Genomic DNA, 14,988 nt, shown 5'->3' on the forward strand with positions numbered 1-14,988 from the left:
TAAATTATGCAAATTATTATTAATTAAAAATTTAAAGACCTATGAAAAATTTATTTTATCGCTCAACGACACTCGCTTTCATCGCTATAACGCTTTTATTTAGCCACAATCTAAGAGCTAACCAACCCTTTGTTTCGCCTGCTGCACCCTCTTTTTCAGGAACGGCACATATCGTGATTGACTACGACAGTAATGCTATTATTGCCCAAGGCAATCCCGACCTGTTAATAGAACCCGCCAGCTTAACCAAAATCATGACCGGTTATGTAGTGTTTAATGAAATTAAACATGAGCGGATTAAACTTGATGACATGGTTACAATTAGCGAAAAAGCCTGGAGAATGCCTGGTTCACGCATGTTTATTGAAGTGGGTCGCCAAGTCTCCGTTCTAGACCTAATAAAAGGTATGGTAATTCAGTCTGGCAATGACGCCAGTGTCGCTCTAGCCGAACATATTGCAGGCACAGAAGAACGTTTTGCTCAACTGATGAACCAATATGCCTTAGAGCTTGGCATGCAAAATACTAATTTTTTAAACTCAACAGGTTTACCTGACCCTGAACATCTCACCACAGTGCGAGACCTATCCATTCTAACGCGCGCCTTAATCCGAGATTTTCCTGATTATTACAACTGGTATTCTGAAAAACGTTTCACGTTTAACGGTATCACTCAATACAACCGTAACCGCCTGTTATGGCAAGACCCTACGGTAGATGGATTAAAAACTGGTCATACTTCATCAGCGGGTTACTGTTTAGTCTCTTCAGCTAACCGTAATGACATGCGAGTGATTGTAGTGGTTGCAGGAACACAAAGTGCAACGCAGCGAATCAGCGAAAGCCAAAAACTATTGAATTATGCATTCCGCTTTTATGAAACCCACAAACTTTATGAAAAAGATCAACGCCTGATTGATGCACGCGTGTGGCTTGGAGTCCGTGATACCCTGGGTCTAGGTATTGCTGATGAAGTCTATGTAACGGTTCCACGAGGCCAATATCAAAACCTTAAAATTGAAACCCTAACGCCTAAACAAATCGAAGCGCCTATTGTGTTAGGTGATAAAATTGGTCAACTCGTTATTAGTCTTCATGATGAAGTATTAGTTGAAAAACCGCTAATTGCATTGTCTGACATTGAACAAGCCTCTTTTTTCAAACGCCTTATAGATCGTATTAAGTTGCTGTTCCGCGGTTTATTTAGCAAAGACGACTAAACAACGAGTCAACAACCCCGCCTTGAAAGGCGAGGCTTGTAAAAGCCTAGTTGACCAGAGGGCTAAATCTTGGGTTAAGCAGCAGACGATAACGGGTCGTTAAGACTTACCAGTGGGTGCTTCCTTAGCCCACTGCTCTAAAAGGTGTTGAGAATGCGGGCATAGGGTAAGTGCCAAATCTTGATGTCGCCACCTCGGTGGGAGCCGGTTATCGTCAATCTCGAAGGGAGATGCCGAAAGGCACGTTACTAGCCCCGTAAGGGGAATAATTTGGAGGATACCGTATGTCGGTATTTGTATTAACAAAAAACAAGAAGCCGTTAATGCCGTGCTCAGAGAAACGCGCAAGGCTACTGCTTTCGCGGGGTCGTGCGGTGGTGCATTTGATGACGCCGTTTACTATTCGGTTAAAAGACCGGGTAGCGGGTGTGTGTCAGTCCGTGCATGTCAAAATCGATCCCGGCTCAAAGCAAACGGGGATGGCGGTTGTCCTGGAATCCAAGCTGGATTTAAAGGTATTGTGGTTAAGTGTGATTCACCACCGCGGTCATCAGATTAGTGAACAGCTTACCGCACGACACGCCATGCGCCGCCGTCGCCGTAATCAGCTTTGGTATCGTCCTGCAAGGTTTAACAACCGCACCCGACCTGGTGGTTGGTTAGCGCCCTCACTACAACATCGTATCGATACCACGCTAGCTTGGATTAAAAAACTATCCAAGCTAGCACCGGTATCGGACATTGGCATGGAGCGGGTGGAGTTTGATATGCAAAAAATGGTGAAAGGTGATATTGCAGGCGTTGAATACCAACAAGGTACACTGTTTGGGTTTGAAGTTAAGGAATACCTGCTGACCAAGCACAAACATACCTGCGCGTATTGCAACGGAGTAAGCGGTGACAACAGGCTTGAGGTGGAACACGTCCAGCCTCGCTCAAAAGGTGGCAGCCACAGCGTTAAAAACTTGGTCATCGCGTGTCGGAGCTGTAATGAGGCGAAAGGCAGCCATCGGCTTTCAGAGTGGAAACGGTTGTTGGGCATATCCAAGCTGGATAAAGCCCGTGCCATCGGGATTGAGAAAACCCTTAAGGGCAAGTGGACAGGACTCAAAGACGCGGCGGCGGTTAATACTACGCGTAACGCTTTGCTGCATGAACTTCTGGTGTTGGCTAAAACCACCGTATCGGTCTATACCGGAACGGGTGCGATGACCAAGTTTAATCGCAAACAGCAAGGCATTCCCAAGCATCATGCGCTGGATGCGGTCTGTGTTGGCGAAGATTTAAAACCGGTTAAAAACTGGGTTAAACCGGTTTTGGGTATTAAATGCACCGGACGTGGGAGTTATCAGCGTACACGACTGAACAAGTATGGCTTTCCACGCGGTTACTTAATGCGCCAAAAAGCGGTGCATGGCTTTCAGACTGGCGATCAGGTTAAAGCGGTGGTTCCCAGTGGGAAAAAGCAAGGCATTTACTCAGGCCGTGTGGCAATTCGTGCCAGCGGAAGGTTTAACATCCAAGCCGCCAACGGTTTGGTTCAGGGTATTAGTCACAAACACTGCACGTTAATCCAACGTGGTAGCGGTTATGGCTTTAATTTAACAGCGATAGTACTTACTCACGGAGAACGCGAGAAACAGGCGGCCTAACGGCCGGCGCTATCCCTCACCGGGCTAAACCCCGGTGTCTCTCGCGCAAAAACCAGATGAACGCGCAGACTGTCTATCTAAATGGCGAGCTGATGCCTATGGAGCAAGCTCGCATTTCGCCGATGGATCGGGGATTTCTTTTTGCTGACGGGGTGTATGAAGTAATACCGGTTTATAACGGTCGATTATTTGAGTGGGAAGCTCATTACCATCGACTTGAAAATAGCTTAAAAGCAGTATCCATGGCTAATCCGATGGACAAGCAGGCCTGGTTGTCCGTACTTAATCAATTAATTAGCCTTCATCCTTGGCAAGATCAATTTATTTACTTACAAATCAGCCGTGGCGTGCAAATTCCGCGTGATCATTTAGCGCAAAAAGACCTCACTCCAACGGTATTTGCCTATACCAACCCGCTAAAACCGCTGGCATCGTCTATTTTAGAAAACGGCATTAAGGTCGTTACACTTGAAGATATTCGCTGGCAACGCTGTGACATCAAAGCGATTGCACTGCTCCCCAATGTAATGGCCAAATTACAAGCCCAGGCAGCGGGTGTGGATGACGTCATTTTGATCAACCAGCAGGGAAATGTCACCGAAGGCTCAGCAAGCAATATGCTGATGGTTAAGGATGGGATTATCATCACCCCACCTCTTAGCCAACATATTTTGCCTGGCATTACCCGTCAGGTTCTTGAAAAACTGGCACATCAGCACCATATCCATTTTATCGAGCGCGAAATTAATCAAGCTGAACTCGAAACCGCCGATGAATTGTGGCTTGCCAGCTCGACTAAAGAAGTCCTGCCGATTTGCCAACTCAACGGTCAACCTGTTGGCAACGGCAAACCAGGACCCGTTTGGCAAAAACTGCGCGCCCATTACCAAGACTACAAACAACACATAACCAATACCTAAAACAATGAACCAAAACGCAATGAACCAAAACGCAATGAACCAAAACCCAACCCCTGAACAACCCGACACGCTGATTGAGTTTCCCTGCCACTATGAACTCAAAGCCATGGGCAGCCATTGCGAAACCTTTATAGAATTGGTGTACAGCGTCACTCAAAAGCATGTGCCTGAGGTTGAGCGCGAAGCGATTCGCCTCAACCCATCGAAAAACGGCAAATACGTGTCAGTCAAAATCAAATTCTACGCCACCCAGATCGAACAGATTCACGGCATTTATGGCGAGCTCAACGACCACCCTGATGTACTTTGGACACTCTAAACAACGCGAGCTGATGGCATGTCAGTCATAACGCTTAAACACCTCGGCCTACAAGACTACCTGCACACCTACCAAGCGATGCAGGCCTTTAGCGCACAACGCCAGCCCGACACCGCTGATGAAGTCTGGCTGGTCGAACACCCCCCCGTATTCACCCAAGGCCTTAACGGTCAAGCTGAGCATATTCAACAAAGCTTGCGTGATATTCCACTGGTGCATACCGACCGAGGCGGACAAATTACCTATCACGGCCCAGGGCAACTGGTAGTTTACGTGCTGATTGATCTTAGGCGTCGCAAGCTGGGGGTGCGTCAACTGATTAGCCTACTTGAACAATCGGTGATTAACTTGCTCGCTGACTATCAACTAAGCGCCCAAGCGCGGGTCGATGCTCCCGGCATTTACCTTGAAGGCAAAAAAATTGCCTCGCTCGGCCTAAAAATAAAACGCCAAACTAGCTACCACGGTCTAGCGCTGAATATCAATATGGACCTCACCCCCTTTGAATGGATCACCCCCTGCGGCCTGCAAGCCATGCAAATGACACAGCTTGCCGACTATTTGCCTGATGCCACTGTCGCCAACATAAAACCCGACCTGGTTAGAAGCTTTCGACAACAACTCGAAAATTCGCCTATAATGTTTAACTAAAAACAACCAACAAAAATGATCGGTTAACAAACACTCAGCGAGCGGCGTCATGCAAAACTACCAAGAAATCACACTCGAACAAATTGGCGGACTAAAAGCCCGTAACCAAATGATGAGCAAGGGCGAATACAAAACCAAATCGCTCAAACACAAACCCGACCCAGAACGCACACGCCTCAATAAACCCAGCTGGATACGCGCCAAATTACCCAAAGCCAAAGACATCCACCGCATCAGTGAACTCAAAGGCATTCTGCGGGAAAACGGATTGCATACTGTCTGCGAAGAAGCCTCCTGCCCCAATCTGGGTGAATGCTTTGGTCAGGGCACTGCCACCTTTATGATTATGGGCGATATCTGCACCCGCAAATGTCCGTTTTGTGATGTCACCCACGGCCGCCCCAAACCACTCGACAACCACGAACCCCAACACATGGCCAACACCATCAAAGCGATGCGCCTTAACTATGTCGTGATAACCTCGGTGGATCGTGATGATTTGCGTGATGGCGGGGCCAAGCATTTTTTACACTGCGTGGAAGCGGTGCGCCAAACCTCGCCCCATACCCAAATCGAAATCCTAGTACCCGACTTTCGCGGCCGTTTAACAGTGGCACTTGATACACTGGCACACTGTCCGCCTGATGTACTCAACCACAACCTTGAAACTGTACCAAGACTCTACGAACAAGCCAGGCCTGGTGCACACTACCAAGCCTCGCTCGATTTACTAGCGCGCTTCAAGCAATTGCAACCCAAGGTCAAAACAAAATCAGGGTTAATGGTCGGTTTAGGCGAAACCTTTGACGAAATGGTACAAGTATTAAAAGATTTACGCGCTCATCAGGTGGATATGTTGACCGTTGGCCAATACCTCCAGCCCAGTTTGCATCACCTTGGTGTCGAGCGCTATTGGACACCGGAGCAATTCAAACAACTCGAAACCCAAGCCTACCAACTCGGCTTTAGTCATGTCGCCTGTGGCCCAATGGTCAGAAGCTCCTACCACGCCGACCTCCAAGCCAAAGGCGAATTTAACGCATCAACTGAGGTGTAAAGCGGTATTGGGCTTTAACACCGGTTTTGATGCTTAGGGCTTTGGCTAGCTCATCAAACACCTCATCCGACAGAGTTTGATTACTAACGACATTTAACTTGACGCTCGGCGTACTTGCCCACTGCACATCAACGCTTTCCAAGCGAATGGCTGTATCATTAATAACCAACTCCATGCCTTCTAAGCTATTGGTTAAACTGCTTTTTTGATCCATTTGCCAAAACGCAAACGCCAATGGAATCGCAAGCAACCCCACAATCAATGTCGAGGCACCAAAGCCCTTCCTGGCACGCGCAAAACTGGTATAGCCCATCACCCAAAAGGTCATCGCCGCACCCGCTGCAATACCAAATAAGTTGGTAATGAATAATAAAAACGAACCATAAATCACCGACCAGTCCATCCAGCCCAACCCGATACCCGTCACCGCTAATGGCGGCACCAGCGCCACCGCAATCGCCACACCCGCTAGGGTTTTAGCCACTTCCGATTTGGCATAGGCATAGGCGCCCGCAATCCCAGACACTACCGCCACGCCCAGATCCAACAGGGTTGGATTAAGCCGTCCCGCAATCTCATTCGTGACATATTGAATATCCACGACCCAGGTCGCGACCATCGCACTCATCAAAGCTAAAAACAAACCAATCAGCAAGGTTTTGATCGATGAAACCGTTAAGCCCCCTTCACCCCGCGCCATCCCCATGGCCAAAGATACAATCGGTGCCATCAAGGGGGCCAAAATCATCGCACCAATCACCACCGAAGTCGAATTCGCCATCAAACCAAACGTCGCTAACAAGGTGGATAAAACCATCAATACCATATAGGGTGAGGTGGTCAATGCGCTTTGGCGCAGCTCGACAAAAACATGTTTATAATCTTCTTCATGGGCTTGGTCAAACAAAGGCAAAGGCTTACCCACCTTTTCAATCGCATCGGCATCACGTGGTAGACCTTGTACTTTAAACACCTCCTTATGGGTTTTACGCGTGGTGTCGTCATCGGCCAGCAAACGCCCAGGTATCAGATAAATCGCCTGTTCACGCACTTCCAATTTAATGTCTTGCGCCTGATGGAGATGACTATCGATAAAAAACTCAACCTCACGCTGCGCTTTAATGCGCAAACTGTTTGACTGCACCAAACCAAAGGTATCCGCCAGAAGCGTCAATTGGCGCTGACCTAATACATAGGATTTAAACCAATGCCAGCCATAGCCCATTAACGAATTAGGTGCAAAAATCACCGTGTTCATTCGACCATCATTAAAGTTAAAATTCGTCTCTAGTCCACGTGTAATTGCTGCTGAACTCGAATGGAGCTCTACCCAAATGCTCAGAGCCGCGGTATTAATCGATTGTTTTTTTCCTGTTTTTATCTTAAACAACTGCGGTGTTGAGTTTTTTACCGCTTGATAGGTTTCTTTCCAGTCTAACCAGGCCTGCCTCCAAAACGGTGCTTCCAGCTTTTCATCCATAGCACGAGCGCCTAAGCTCTCACCCAACACCACACTTGCCAACACTATTTGATCATTACACAGCAGCAAATCGGCCTCAACCACCTTGGTTTTATCCATGCCATCGGCCACCGCCTCTTTTAACTTGCGGGTTATACCAAAAAAGCTTTGCGCATTTTTATTGTTATCATTTGGCAACAACGCAAGCGGTACGCTACGTCCCATTTTAGGCAAGTATTTAAATAATTCCACCACCTGTTCATCCGACAAATCGAGCCAATAGCGGCGTGCTTCAGGCAAACAGTTTTCAATATCCATGCCATCGGCACAACTAAAGAACTCAACATCCAAGCCCTGTGCGGTTAATAATTCGCGCACCGCCTGCTTGCGATCTTCAGACTGTGCTGGATCGATCAACACCAAATCTTTAGGTAAAGGCTTAGCACGCTCCTGGCTAACACTCTGCGCGACGACTTGATCAATTTCTTGTTCGGATATCATTTATCTACTCTCTTGGGTAAGTTAAAAAGCCTTTTGAGCTCGCTGTATCTTTGTAAGTTATTATAAACCTGCAAACCCCGATATAATATCGCAACACAAAAACTTAGTTAAGAGGATTAGCCCATGCCCCTACAGGATTACATACAACGTTTTTTGTTCAAAGACCACGCAATTCGCGGACAACGTTTATTGCTTAACCAGGCCTGGTTATCCATGTTAAAAGATCGGCATTATCCTGTTAGCCTGCGTCAACTACTCGGTGAGTTGACAGGCTTTAGCGCTTTACTTGCCAACGGCATTAAGCATAAAGGCAAAATCACACTCCAAGTTCAAGGCACCGGACCGGTCAACTTGTTGGTGGTTGAGATGACTCACGAACTTAAACTCAAGGGAATGGCTAAAACCAACCAACTCATTACTGCTCAAACAAATGCCGATCAACTATTAGGTGAAGGACAAATTCTATTATCGCTAGAAAACAGTCTCACAGACCATATCTATCAATCTTATGTCAGCCGAGAAGGCGCTCAGCTTGTTGACTCCCTAGAGCATTTTTTATCCCAATCGGAACAACTCGATACCCGACTATGGATTAGCGTTAGCGAACAGGCGATTGGTGCGTTGTATTTACAAAAAATGCCCGCCATCAAAACCAGCGATGCCGATGCATGGGATCGCATTCAACACCTCGCATCAACTGTTAAGGATGAAGAGTTGCTCGAGTTAGACAATGAAACCCTGTTGACTCGGCTGTTTCATGAAGAAGTGGTAGAGCTATATGAAGCCAAACCGATTCAGTATGAATGCACTCAAGACCGTGAACGTGTTGCCACCATGCTCAAATCACTTGGCGAAGAAGAAGCGCGCACTCTATTAAAAGAGCAAGGCGAAATTGTAGTGTTTAATGAAATGTGTAACTATCACGAGCGCTTTAACAGCGAAGACCTAGATAAACTATTCAAAACCCAATAACAACGCACAACTCAAGCATGCGGATCTGGTGATGTATCAAGCCAAAAACAATGGTCGTACCAATGTCGCGATGTTTAGTCCAAGGGTAAAACTGTAAACTCGGATACTAAAACCCATTAAATCAAACAGCCTGGTCGCGGGTAAAGACCCAGTCTTTTTCACTCGATAGTTCGGGAGAAAATTGATAACCGGCATAATCAAAATACTTTAAATCTTCGACCTGCTCGACTTGTTTGTCTATCGCATAACGCACCATTAAACCACGTGCTTTTTTAGCATAGAAACTAACAATCTTATATTGACCGGATTTAAGATCTTTAAAAATCGGTGTAATCACTGGGCTGTTGAGTTTTTTGGGCTTAACCACTTTGAAATACTCATTCGACGCCAAATTCACTAGCGGTTTACCGGTTTGTGCTAGCGTATGATTTAGGTTTTCAGTAATCTGCTCCCCCCAAAAGGCATACAAATCCTTGCCCTGCGGGTTGGGGAATTTAGTGCCCATTTCTAAACGGTAAGGGCGCATTAAATCCATTGGGCGCAACAAACCATATAAACCAGACAAAATCCGCAAATGGGTTTGCGCATAGTTTAAGCCAGCCTCGCCCAGTGTACTTGCCTCTAACCCTTGATACACATCACCTTTAAACATCATCAAGGCTTGTTTAGACACCCCATCCTTTTCACTCGGCTTCAACCAGGCCTGGTTACGCTCAAAATTACGTTGCGCTAAATCATCGCTAATGTGCATTAAGGCACTTAAATCAACGGGCGTTAGCTCAACCAGTTGCGACATCAAGCTTTGCGCCTGGGCAAGAAATTCGCATTCAGTTACCTGCCAATCAAAATTGCGTGGCGTTTCATCCAAGGACTTAGCAGGCGAAATTAACATTAACATGGTTTAAAAACTCCTCTATTGACTTCCTCCCCCCGTGAACGACGGGGATTCCCAACGGCGCTAGGTCGTTAAGAGCGGGTGTGACTCGCGCCTTCCCGCTGGTTCCTGCTTCATCATCAAATCCAACGATTCAACTCCACAGGCTAACCCCCGATGCCCTCGGGCTAACACGCTCAAAGCACCGACTACATCGGCGTTTTCAGTGTAGCCACATTCAACACACTCAAACTTGGATTGTGTTAAACGATTTTCTTTGGCTACATGAGCACAACACGGACAGGTTTGAGAGGTGTGTTTGGGGTTAACCTTTAACACATCGCCACCCAACCAGGCCTGCTTGTATTCAAGCATCTGCACGAACATTCCCCAGCCCTGGTCTAAAATCGCCTTATTCAAGCCCGACTTGGCTTTCACGTTTCGACCAGGCCTGGTTATATCGCCCTTGGCCGATTTCGACATGTTTTTTACCTTTAAATCCTCAACCACGACCATGGCGTGGTTTTTGCAAATCACGGTTGAAGATTTATGTAAAAAGTCTAATCGGGCACTGGCAATGCGCTCATGCGCACGAGTTATTTTTTGTTTCTGCTTTTTCCAGTTGGCAGAGAACTTAGCTTTTCGTGCCAGCTTACGCTGTGCTAAAGCCAACTTCTTTTCCCACTGTTTAAAACTGTTTAACGGTTCAATGCAGTTGCCGTCAGATAAGGTGACAAAGCGTTTAACGCCTAGATCAATACCCACGATGGATGTTGATTGATGGCGCTGAATATCGGCTTCATATTCAGTTTGTATCGACACATACCAATGCTTCCCTTTTCTGGAAACCGTCACATTCTTAAGCTCACCGATTACTTGGCGTGAATTGCGGTATTTCACCCAGCCAATTTTTGGCAAGAATACACGGTTGGTATCTTGCTCAAGTTTAAATCCCTGCGGATAGCGAAAACTGTCAGAAGCGCCTTTTTTCTTGAACACAGGAATACGCTTTAAGGGCTGGGTTTTATCAAAACCATCTTTAAACGCACGTTCGAGATTTTTGAGTGTTTGCTGTAGGGTTTGGGAGTGAGCGGTTTTTAAAAAACCGTATTCGTCAGACTGCTTCCAGAGTGTTAGCCAAAACGCCATCTCGCTATACCAGAGTATCGGTTGCTTATGCTCAAGCCGAAACAAATTCGTCGCTAACGCTTTATTCCACACAAACCGGCTTGCACCGGCAAACTCAACCATCTTCTGTACTTGGTCAGAATTTGGGTTAAGTCGGAACTTAAAGGCTTTGCGTATCGTTTTCTTCATGGTTATAATTATACAAAAAGGATTTGGTCTATGCAAGTTAATGACGAGATAAGAACAGGCAGGAGCTGCGTTTTTAATCTTCACGCTCATTTGGTATTTGTCACAAAATACCGCAGAGATGTGTTTAGTGACAGGGTGTTAAATGATTTGGAAGAAATCTTTAAAAAAGTCTGCTTGGATTTTGAAGCGGAATTAGTGGAGTTTAATGGCGAGCATGACCACGTACATCTTTTGATTAATTACCCGCCTAAAGTAGCAATTTCTAACCTGGTGAATAGCTTGAAAGGCGTATCAAGTCGCCTTATTCGCAAAAAAAACCATCCCGAAATTCAGAAAAAACTTTGGGGGAATATGCTTTGGAGCCCTAGCTACTTTGCAGGGAGTTGTGGTGGTGCACCCTTGTCAATTATTAAGCAATATATCGAACAACAGCAACGCCCACACTAAACAGGCTTTGCTGTTCCGCTTATATCCCCGCCCTAAAGGATGGGGTTTTACGCGCTATTGGATAAAATGAAAAAATCTTAGTTAAATGGAGTGGCTCTTATACACTCACTCCATTCATTTAAACTAAAACGGACAACCCATTGCACGGGCGTTATCTCGAACACGTTCCCGCTCCAGCTTATCAGCCTCGGAATCAAATCCATCCCGCTCATACCAACCCTGAGTATGTTGTAAAATCAAATCCGATAATGCATCCAAGTGATCTTCTCGACTATTCAGTGCTTTAATATAACTAAACTTTTCACCGCCTGCTTCTTCAAAATATTCGCGGTTTTCACCATCTATTTCTTCAATTGTCTCTAAACAATCTGCTGAAAATCCAGGACAAATTACTTGAACATGCTTTACACCCTCAGACGGCAAGGCCTTCATAGTCGCATCGGTGTAGGGCTTAAGCCATTCTTCTTTACCAAACAATGACTGAAAGGTGACTCGGTATTGGTCTTTTGACAAGCCCAACTCTTGGGCAACCAATCGTGAAGTGACATGACATTCACAATGATAAGGATCTCCGTTATCTAAATAACGTTTAGGCACGCCATGATAAGACATGACCAATAAGTCCGGTTGGCCATGTTCGCTTTGGTGCTCTTTAATTGAATTGGCCAAAGCTTTAATATAACCCGGATGACGATGATAATGGTTTACAAATCGTAACTCAGGCAGCCAACGCCACTTCTGTAAGACTTCTGACAATTTATCAAATGTAGAGGCCGTCGTAGCACCTGCGTACTGTGGGTACAAAGGAACAACAATTAATCTTTGCACACCCTGCTCTTCCAACTTTTTCAATGCTGATTCAATCGAAGGATTGCCATAACGCATCGCTAACTCAAAAACAACCTTACCTTTAAACTGAGAACTAACCCGTTGCTTAATTCCCTCTAGTTGGCGTTTGCTGATATCTAATAATGGCGATCCTTCACCCTCACTACCCCAAACTTCCTCATAGGCTTCAGCAGATTTTGCAGGGCGTGTGTTAAGGATAATTCCGTTGAGAATTAGCCACCACAACCATCTCGCTGGCGGTGGCTCAACAACGCGAGGATCCCATAAAAACTCTTTGAGGTAAGGTTTTAATGCCTCCTTTGTAGGAGCATCGGGTGTGCCTAAATTAGTGATCAATATACCCGTTGCCGCTTCATCGCCATGCTTATAATGCGTATTATTATGATAGAACATACCGCCTCTCTGTTTTAGTTACTTAGATGTATTGTATAGGACTTGTATCAAAAAACAAGTAGTAGGTTTTATCTTCACCTATAGTATCAGAAAGATAACCCGTATCTGTTCCCCGTTTATTTTCTTGCCGCTTCAACTAAAAAACTAAAAACTAGAGATACCTACCAAAAAGTTGAAAACAAAATACCACTATTTACTTACCATTAAAATTAATATAGTATTTAACTCTAGTCAATTTAACGCACTAAATAGGCACAAAAATGATCGCCCATTTTAAACAAAAAGGGTTTACATTGATTTTGCTCGCTTTAATACTTGGACTCATCGGCTCTGCCACGCTGTTTAGCAATTTTCAACCCCGTGCAAGCCAACTCAAATTAAATCAAGCCGAAAAACAGCTAAATCTTCTTCTTAGTGCAAAAAACAACCTGATGATTTATACAGCATCCATCCCCGAAATTTATGCCACAGATACAAACGGGGTATTTTTCAACAGTAATCGCGTACCTTCTCCAGGCTACCTGCCTTGCCCAGACACCAATCAGGATGGCGCCATGAATACGCCCTGTGGCCAAGGTGCTGAAATAGTTTATGGTTGGCTCCCCAAAGGCATAGCAACAAGGCACTTCCGCTTTAACCCATCTGAACTTGAAGCCCTTCATTACGTAGTTGATAGCCGCTATGTCATCCAAAACGCCGACTACAACAACCCTCCAACACAACGTTTTGCACCATTAAACCCTATTAACCCAGGCGAAGCGAGGATTCAAGTTGGCAACCAAACCCACATTGTTGCTTTTATATATCTAGACACCATTTCTCCAGACCAACTCTTGGTGGCTGGCTCAAGCGTTCATTTTTTGCGCCCTGAGCGGTTTATAGCGATTACACATCAAGAGTGGCAAAATGCGATTAGCCTAAGTGTCAAGGCCCAAGCTTCAAAGCTATGCAATCTGCCAGAACAACAACCCCACTGGTTTAATCGATGCAATAATTTTGCAACCCCAACTGGAACAACTAAAGAGTGCGCGGCTATTTATGATGGGCGACCAGATAATCCTGTCGGAGCGAACTGGCGTGCCTTGTTATGTCAAATCTAAAAGGCTTTAGTTTACTAGAAGTCATGATCCTACTGGTTTTGATGGGGTTGCTCATCAATACAGCCAGCTCAGGCATTAGCCAATACAGAACACTGAATAAATACCAAGCGACTGAACTACAACTCGAACACATTAAGCAAGCTTTGCTAAGTCATATCAATTTAAATGGCTACCTACCCTGCCCAGACACTAATTTAAATGGCTACGAAAATCGTCATTCGAATGGCAGCTGTTCCCAGCATCAAGGAGCATTACCCTACTTAGAATTAGGAGGTATCGGCTATCTAGATGGATTTGGCCAACGTTTTCTATATGCCATTAACACCCATGCCACAAGCAATACAGCCACAAATAACCTGCGCCTAACCTGTCGATCGGCCAGCCTTTTTGCTAAACAGGGCACCATCACCAATTCGTTAAGCTACTGCAACCACGACCAACGTTTTCACTGTAGCCAAACTCAATGTCACCACCATTGCTTCGGACTCTGCATTACTATCGATAGTGAACGAAGCGAACCGCCATACTATAGTCGTATCACACCGCCTTTGGGCGCGAGCAGCGCACTAAATGGCGCATTAAGAGTCTGCAATTCAACGGCCAGCAGCTGTAACAACACCACGGCATTGAGCAGAATTGCCGCCAACCAAGTTCCAGTCGTTATTTTAAGTTTCGGACAAAACGGCCAAGCAACTTGGCAAAACTGTTCATCAGCCAGCACCAGAGAACAAGAAAACTGCAACGGAAATCGTTACTTTCAACTTGATTCTCCAAGCGATGATTTCGATGATATGCTAACTTGGATAAGTATCCACGAAATTAAAGCTCTTAACCATAATATACTTGATTGGTACCACTAACTTCACAAGCCACCCCAAACAAAATTCATTTTTTCAAGCTCAAGCTTCACCTTGAAATGATTTAAAACAGGGAGTCCACCCGTAAAAGTGATTGAATATAGTGGTTAAAACCCACCCAGCCACAACCAGGCCTGGTTAGAAACCCAGGCCAAAATATCTGTTTCTTATCACAAAATTCTTCCGCCCGATCCCTGCTTCCTTGTTAGAATATCAAAAAGAATTTAGACCCACTCATTTCATGGAATAGCCTATGTCACGCGCCCTGATTAAACAAGCTAACCTCGTTAACGAAAACCAGCAACAGATCGCCAATTTGCTGATTGAAGAGGGGCGGATTACCCAAGGCAACCGCGATGCAACTCGCCAAGCTCACCCCAGGTCAACGTTTATTATTTAA

15 protein-coding genes are annotated in these 14,988 nt (G+C 45.5%); 11 read left to right on the top strand and 4 right to left on the bottom strand.

Annotated features, from left to right (window positions below; genetic code table 11):
- The first annotated feature begins 41 nt into the window (after window positions 1-41).
- The 6 genes from P8S55_RS01905 to lipA all read left to right on the top strand — a co-directional run bounded on the left by P8S55_RS01905 (window position 42) and on the right by lipA (window position 5,819).
- Window positions 42-1,220: a D-alanyl-D-alanine carboxypeptidase family protein gene (locus tag P8S55_RS01905; RefSeq protein ID WP_289224604.1), complete on the top strand. Its 1,179-nt coding sequence runs from the start codon at window positions 42-44 to the stop codon at window positions 1,218-1,220.
- Between the two features lie 284 nt (window positions 1,221-1,504).
- On the top strand, window positions 1,505-2,872 hold the full coding sequence (gene iscB / locus P8S55_RS01910) for an RNA-guided endonuclease IscB (RefSeq protein WP_289224605.1): 1,368 nt from the start codon (window positions 1,505-1,507) through the stop codon (window positions 2,870-2,872).
- A 56-nt stretch (window positions 2,873-2,928) separates the two neighbouring features.
- The gene (locus tag P8S55_RS01915; protein ID WP_289224606.1) at window positions 2,929-3,792 is read left to right on the top strand and encodes a D-amino acid aminotransferase; all 864 of its coding nucleotides are present in this window, start codon (window positions 2,929-2,931) and stop codon (window positions 3,790-3,792) included.
- A 19-nt stretch (window positions 3,793-3,811) separates the two neighbouring features.
- Window positions 3,812-4,111, top strand: a complete 300-nt coding sequence (locus P8S55_RS01920) for a YbeD family protein (RefSeq protein WP_289224607.1) — start codon at window positions 3,812-3,814, stop codon at window positions 4,109-4,111.
- Window positions 4,112-4,129: 18 nt separating this feature from the next.
- Window positions 4,130-4,762 carry a lipoyl(octanoyl) transferase LipB gene (gene lipB, locus P8S55_RS01925; RefSeq protein WP_289224608.1) on the top strand — a complete coding sequence of 211 codons (633 nt, stop codon included), beginning with the start codon at window positions 4,130-4,132 and terminating at the stop codon, window positions 4,760-4,762.
- Between the two features lie 49 nt (window positions 4,763-4,811).
- Complete coding sequence (lipA, locus tag P8S55_RS01930) at window positions 4,812-5,819, top strand: lipoyl synthase (RefSeq protein WP_289224609.1); 1,008 nt, start codon at window positions 4,812-4,814, stop codon at window positions 5,817-5,819.
- Here lipA and P8S55_RS01935 read toward each other — a convergent pair.
- Window positions 5,797-7,779 (bottom strand): TIGR00341 family protein, encoded by a 1,983-nt coding sequence (locus P8S55_RS01935; RefSeq protein ID WP_289224610.1) that lies wholly within the window; start codon window positions 7,777-7,779, stop codon window positions 5,797-5,799. The genes lipA and P8S55_RS01935 overlap by 23 nt on opposite strands.
- Before the next feature lie 123 nt (window positions 7,780-7,902).
- Between P8S55_RS01935 and hslO the strand changes: the two genes are divergently transcribed.
- Window positions 7,903-8,751, top strand: a complete 849-nt coding sequence (gene hslO / locus P8S55_RS01940) for an Hsp33 family molecular chaperone HslO (protein WP_289224611.1) — start codon at window positions 7,903-7,905, stop codon at window positions 8,749-8,751.
- Window positions 8,752-8,872: 121 nt separating this feature from the next.
- Here hslO and yaaA read toward each other — a convergent pair whose 3' ends face one another.
- The gene (gene yaaA, locus P8S55_RS01945) at window positions 8,873-9,649 is read right to left on the bottom strand and encodes a peroxide stress protein YaaA (RefSeq protein WP_289224612.1); all 777 of its coding nucleotides are present in this window, start codon (window positions 9,647-9,649) and stop codon (window positions 8,873-8,875) included.
- Between the two features lie 60 nt (window positions 9,650-9,709).
- Window positions 9,710-10,942: an RNA-guided endonuclease InsQ/TnpB family protein gene (locus P8S55_RS01950; RefSeq protein ID WP_289224613.1), complete on the bottom strand. Its 1,233-nt coding sequence runs from the start codon at window positions 10,940-10,942 to the stop codon at window positions 9,710-9,712.
- A gap of 30 nt (window positions 10,943-10,972) precedes the next feature.
- On the opposite strand from P8S55_RS01950, the gene tnpA reads away from it, so the two are divergent.
- Window positions 10,973-11,389 (top strand): IS200/IS605 family transposase, encoded by a 417-nt coding sequence (tnpA, locus tag P8S55_RS01955; protein ID WP_289223272.1) that lies wholly within the window; start codon window positions 10,973-10,975, stop codon window positions 11,387-11,389.
- Window positions 11,390-11,512: 123 nt separating this feature from the next.
- Here tnpA and hemH read toward each other — a convergent pair whose 3' ends face one another.
- Window positions 11,513-12,631 (bottom strand): ferrochelatase, encoded by a 1,119-nt coding sequence (hemH, locus tag P8S55_RS01960; protein ID WP_289224614.1) that lies wholly within the window; start codon window positions 12,629-12,631, stop codon window positions 11,513-11,515.
- Between the two features lie 260 nt (window positions 12,632-12,891).
- On the opposite strand from hemH, the gene P8S55_RS01965 reads away from it, so the two are divergent.
- The 3 genes from P8S55_RS01965 to P8S55_RS01975 all read left to right on the top strand — a co-directional run bounded on the left by P8S55_RS01965 (window position 12,892) and on the right by P8S55_RS01975 (window position 14,988).
- The gene (locus tag P8S55_RS01965; RefSeq protein ID WP_289224615.1) at window positions 12,892-13,731 is read left to right on the top strand and encodes a hypothetical protein; all 840 of its coding nucleotides are present in this window, start codon (window positions 12,892-12,894) and stop codon (window positions 13,729-13,731) included.
- A complete protein-coding gene (locus P8S55_RS01970) occupies window positions 13,719-14,591 on the top strand; it encodes a type II secretion system protein (protein ID WP_289224616.1) in 873 nt (290 codons plus the stop codon). The genes P8S55_RS01965 and P8S55_RS01970 overlap by 13 nt, the downstream gene beginning before the upstream one ends.
- Window positions 14,592-14,841: 250 nt before the next feature.
- Window positions 14,842-14,988 (top strand): hypothetical protein, encoded by a 147-nt coding sequence (locus tag P8S55_RS01975; protein WP_289224617.1) that lies wholly within the window; start codon window positions 14,842-14,844, stop codon window positions 14,986-14,988.

The sequence above is a fragment of the Thiomicrospira sp. R3 genome, from assembly GCF_029581415.1.
Lineage (GTDB): Bacteria > Pseudomonadota > Gammaproteobacteria > Thiomicrospirales > Thiomicrospiraceae > Thiomicrospira.

Coding starts and splice junctions, on each gene's coding strand:
- P8S55_RS01920 (WP_289224607.1), top strand. CDS start 3,812: ATGAACCAAAACGCAATGAACCAAAACCCAACCCCTGAACAACCCGAC.
- iscB (WP_289224605.1), top strand. CDS start 1,505: ATGTCGGTATTTGTATTAACAAAAAACAAGAAGCCGTTAATGCCGTGC.
- P8S55_RS01905 (WP_289224604.1), top strand. CDS start 42: ATGAAAAATTTATTTTATCGCTCAACGACACTCGCTTTCATCGCTATA.
- P8S55_RS01935 (WP_289224610.1), bottom strand. CDS start 7,779: ATGATATCCGAACAAGAAATTGATCAAGTCGTCGCGCAGAGTGTTAGC.
- P8S55_RS01965 (WP_289224615.1), top strand. CDS start 12,892: ATGATCGCCCATTTTAAACAAAAAGGGTTTACATTGATTTTGCTCGCT.
- yaaA (WP_289224612.1), bottom strand. CDS start 9,649: ATGTTAATGTTAATTTCGCCTGCTAAGTCCTTGGATGAAACGCCACGC.
- tnpA (WP_289223272.1), top strand. CDS start 10,973: ATGCAAGTTAATGACGAGATAAGAACAGGCAGGAGCTGCGTTTTTAAT.
- lipA (WP_289224609.1), top strand. CDS start 4,812: ATGCAAAACTACCAAGAAATCACACTCGAACAAATTGGCGGACTAAAA.
- P8S55_RS01915 (WP_289224606.1), top strand. CDS start 2,929: ATGAACGCGCAGACTGTCTATCTAAATGGCGAGCTGATGCCTATGGAG.
- hemH (WP_289224614.1), bottom strand. CDS start 12,631: ATGTTCTATCATAATAATACGCATTATAAGCATGGCGATGAAGCGGCA.
- lipB (WP_289224608.1), top strand. CDS start 4,130: ATGTCAGTCATAACGCTTAAACACCTCGGCCTACAAGACTACCTGCAC.
- P8S55_RS01975 (WP_289224617.1), top strand. CDS start 14,842: ATGTCACGCGCCCTGATTAAACAAGCTAACCTCGTTAACGAAAACCAG.
- hslO (WP_289224611.1), top strand. CDS start 7,903: ATGCCCCTACAGGATTACATACAACGTTTTTTGTTCAAAGACCACGCA.
- P8S55_RS01970 (WP_289224616.1), top strand. CDS start 13,719: ATGTCAAATCTAAAAGGCTTTAGTTTACTAGAAGTCATGATCCTACTG.
- P8S55_RS01950 (WP_289224613.1), bottom strand. CDS start 10,942: ATGAAGAAAACGATACGCAAAGCCTTTAAGTTCCGACTTAACCCAAAT.